5 protein-coding genes are annotated in these 4,091 nt (G+C 34.7%); 1 reads left to right on the top strand and 4 read right to left on the bottom strand.

The genetic code is table 11. The features are described from left to right. Window positions 1–201, top strand: a 201-nt coding sequence (locus IJL02_RS11700) for a hypothetical protein (protein ID WP_292816650.1), incomplete at its 5' end; no start/stop codon positions are given. 113 nt (window positions 202–314) lie between these two features. Here IJL02_RS11700 and IJL02_RS11695 read toward each other — a convergent pair. The 4 genes from IJL02_RS11695 to IJL02_RS11680 form a co-directional block, all read right to left on the bottom strand. Further along, window positions 315–1,400, bottom strand: a complete 1,086-nt coding sequence (locus IJL02_RS11695; RefSeq protein ID WP_292816648.1) for a hypothetical protein — start codon at window positions 1,398–1,400, stop codon at window positions 315–317. 3 nt (window positions 1,401–1,403) lie between these two features. Further along, window positions 1,404–2,015, bottom strand: coding sequence for a hypothetical protein (locus IJL02_RS11690; RefSeq protein ID WP_292816646.1), 612 nt, complete (start codon window positions 2,013–2,015; stop codon window positions 1,404–1,406). A 46-nt stretch (window positions 2,016–2,061) separates the two neighbouring features. Further along, window positions 2,062–3,399, bottom strand: a complete 1,338-nt coding sequence (locus IJL02_RS11685) for a TIR domain-containing protein (protein ID WP_292816644.1) — start codon at window positions 3,397–3,399, stop codon at window positions 2,062–2,064. Between the two features lie 111 nt (window positions 3,400–3,510). Next, a complete protein-coding gene (locus IJL02_RS11680; RefSeq protein ID WP_292816643.1) occupies window positions 3,511–3,822 on the bottom strand; it encodes a DUF6664 family protein in 312 nt (103 codons plus the stop codon). Window positions 3,823–4,091 lie beyond the last annotated feature (269 nt).

Genomic DNA, 4,091 nt, shown 5'->3' with positions numbered 1-4,091 from the left:
TGCGGCTTCGCCGTCCTTGACCCCGATCTCCCGGCCCACTGTGTGGATGACAAGAGGGCTACCGCCCTCCCGATTATATCAGGATTGCTTCGTTGCTATCAGTTTCTGCAAACTAATTTGCGCATAATACTTGACACTACCCTTGACACTACCCATAACCTCTGCTACTTCTCATTTCAATCACATCACCTCCCGAAATAGAAAAAGCCGAGTGATTTTCGTTAAGTGAAAACCACTCGGCTATGTAAACTCCTATGTTTTAGTTGCAGATTTGACGGGTATTTATATGATATATAAATTTGTCTATTTCAGTATCAACGCTTTATCCTGCTTTTGATTTTTTCTGCAAATGATAAACTATTATTCTCCAATTCATAAATTAAAGCAATCGGCTCACGTTTCTTTTCGAAATAATCACTTAACTGTGTTGCTGTATATGTTATCAATCCTCCTGAAATAGCAAGCCCCGCTACCACCTGAGCAGGAAAATCTCCTGAAAAAGCATCAACAACCGTAGAAGATGTAGATAATATTGTCGTCAATCCACCAATTGCGGTCATAATCCCATGTTTTTTAAGTGCATATTTGTAATCATCAATAGCTTTTTCAAGGGATTCAATTATCTCATCTCTGGATTTTCCATCTAATTCTAAATCTACCCATCTTCTAAAACGGCGTATCTTATCAATAGATTTAGTATCTTTTCTTATTTCTAATACTTGCCTCCATTTTAGCCTTTCTTCAACAATTACAGGCATATTAGATAGACACACTTCGTATGCACTATGTGTCGTTTGCTTTTCAAATTCCGATAAATTTGGAATAGGGAATAAGTCAAACTGAAAGACTGAATTAATTCCTAGATTGTGTTTATACCGTTGTAATTGGAATTGTGCCATTTCATCATCACGGCCTAAAAGACTTTCTTCAAATGCTGTATGCCCAAGATAAATCGGTACAATTTCAATATTATAAATACGTTTAAAACTATTAACAACATGTTTTAAACCAATATTTCTCGAACCACTGAATAGAAACTCAAGACCTAAAACATCTTCTTCAACAGTATAAAATGGGCGATTTTGACCAACATATGGCATAATCCTTAACCCATCAATTTCAGCACCTTTGAAATCAACATCGGAGATTTTCTTTCCTTCAAAAAGTGCATTCCGCATCAAGTTGATCTGATTAACACTTCTTATGCTCTCTTCAATTTCTTCAATAACACATACACTTAATGGGATTTTATCATATCCTAATGTCTGCCCATATTGTGAATGCCTGAAATCACTTGGTATCCAAATTTTGTCGAATAAAATAGCAGTTGTTTTAGGACGATATAATCCTGTTGCAACCGAATCTCCTTTATTATAATTTAGCAGACGATAGGTAGACATTCTCTACTCCTTCTTTCGTGTTTTTTCTTTCCACATATCTGTTGCTTCATACTGTTGTTTGCGCCATTCCGCTTCAAGTAATCTTCTAATTTCATAAAAGATTTTTCCTTGATGTTCATTCAAAATCGAATCACGTAACTCATTTATTTTTTGCTGCGCTTGATGTATTACATTGTTATCCTCTATACCTGCACTTTTAGAAAATAACTTTCTACGCTTTTTATATTCTGATAAGATAATATTATTTTGTTTTACAATTTCAAACGCATTACTTCTAATTGCACTCATATTATCATGAATTTCTTTATCATGCTCAAATAACAGCAGAGTAACTGCAAAATGATAATGTGTTAGTTCATTATAGATTTCTTTTAAGTTTTCTTCTTGACCGCTGCATATTCGTGTGATTTGAGTAAAATACAAAGAAGCACTTTCTCTTAATGAATTTGACCATTTATCACGGCTCGCAGTAATTGTACTTAAATATCCTGATCGTTTAGCAGCTTTATTTGAATATCGCAATGATATAATAGAAACAATTACTGCAGCTATTGATGCTAAAAAAGTCAGTCCTATTCCAATAGCAGAAAATATATTAAATACTTCATCAGACATCTGCAAACCTCCAAGCTCAAAATTGAATCTTTTGTAGAAATTATAATCACTTTGCTATTTTCAATAATATATCAGGTATCTCTGAAAAATCAGAACACCAAATTACATTCAATCCAAGTGAATTTGCATCTTGTTCAAAAAGCATTGTAGAAATTTCAGCAGTTCTACTTTTTGGGGGTGTTTTTTTCATAATAATATAGTGTTTACATCTCTGATTTCTTCGCCAAGATATATCCAATAACCTTCTTAAATTTGGATCAGATAAGCTTAGCCCCACAAATAAACATATATTTGTAGAAAATGTATTTAACTGTATTAAATTAGACCAACTATACGGGTCAATAAACTGAGAATGGTACGATTCTTCACTAAAAACCAGATTGGGTTCTCCAATATCCCTCTTATTTGGTAAAAAACCATGTACATGGAAAATTGGTAATGCATCTACCTCATATTCTTGACCTTCTTTCCATATTGAGGTATGTTCAATGTTATGCTTTGACAAAGCCCCTTCTATTAAATCATCAAAATTAAAAGTAATTATTGATTCTAATTGTTTTCCCTTTCTTTTGGGGCGAGAAAGCTCAACTATTGCTTTCATCATATTTGTTTCCAAATTTGGGTTAATAGGTTCAAATTCATAAAATTGATTATGATATAAATAAAGATGCTTTTGAAGGATTTTGTTAAAATCATCCTTTAATATAATTTTCAAATATTTTCCCAGAATTAAATTTGATTGTGGCATAAGCGAAAGCAAAGATTCCGCTGTAACTTTATTTTCTGTATTCAAATCACGGCCATTGGAATAGACCTCATTAAGAATGCTAACTAAGAGCTCATTCCAAGTAGGTATTGATGAATCTCTTGATACACCAGCACCACATACTAAAGTCAACTGATTATCGATTAACGCTTTCTTCAATAAACCTATTTTTTCTTCGATATTATTTTCTTCACGGCTAATGGGTTCGCTTTTTTGAAAAAGTGTATAGTTATCTTCGGCATTATCTAACTGCGCAATTTCGCTTAACACTGCGGCAGTAATTTCTCCTTTGGTTTTAACTTTCCTATATAGGAATCCCGCTAAAAAGCTCGGTACAAACACATCGCCTACAACAACTGGCAGTATTCTCATGTTAGTTGCACCAAATACTGCAGAACTTAATTCAGCCTGTGCCCACGATGAATCCAAAAAGTTATCCGTAATAATGGCAATAAGAATATCAGATTCATTTAAGGCCTTTTTTACTTTTTCAACCCAATTCTCTCCTATATTAATATCAACTGCGTTAAAAACGGTGTGTCCCTGTTCCCGCAAACTATTAGCAAGCTCAATATATGAGTCTTCATCCTTACTAGAATGACTAATAAATATTTTCATTTGTATCATCTCCATATATTTTTTAAAATCATATCACATATTTGTGAATTTTTCCACCACTATAACTATGTAAAAGCAGCGTCAACTCATATCCAATGTCGCCGATCTTGGTTATAAAATTCTTGCCTTTTGAGATAGTCCACGCTGTCGTACCAGCCTCTGAAGGAGGTTACTTCCTGCTCCATATCCGATGAGTTTACTCCAAAACTCCACGACCTTGTTAAAAGCATTACATTCTTGAGCGGTCAGCGCACACGCTTTTCCGTATACAGAACCGCCATTATTGCAATATGCGCGGTAGATACTCTCGACCCGTTCCGTCGCGGCTTTGTACTTGGGGTTTTCTTTGATCAAATTTGTCACAACAGAGCTTAGGTAGATAGCTTCGGACTTCTTCTTATTTTGCAGAAGCGTCCGCTCCATACGGACTTATATGAAATTTCTGTTTGTCAGACCAAATCCATTTGCCGTGCTTGCTTAATCACAGCAGGATCAAGCAGCACATAAGCATGGCTAGATAAGGTACAATAAATTGCGCAAATTCGAAAAAAGATAGAAATAGACATAGTTTGCAAACTCTGGTAGAATGAAGTTACGACACAAACATTCGAAAGGAGCAAACAAACTATGTCCGAGAAGATTATACACCTGAATGAGGCGGCAATCAAGACAGAATTGAAAGAATTAGTGCG

It is taken from the genome of Methanobrevibacter sp., assembly GCF_017427765.1.
In the GTDB taxonomy this organism is placed as follows: domain Archaea; phylum Methanobacteriota; class Methanobacteria; order Methanobacteriales; family Methanobacteriaceae; genus Methanocatella.
The sequence above is the reverse complement of the archived record's forward strand: the minus strand, read 5'-3'. Positions and strand labels throughout refer to the sequence as shown.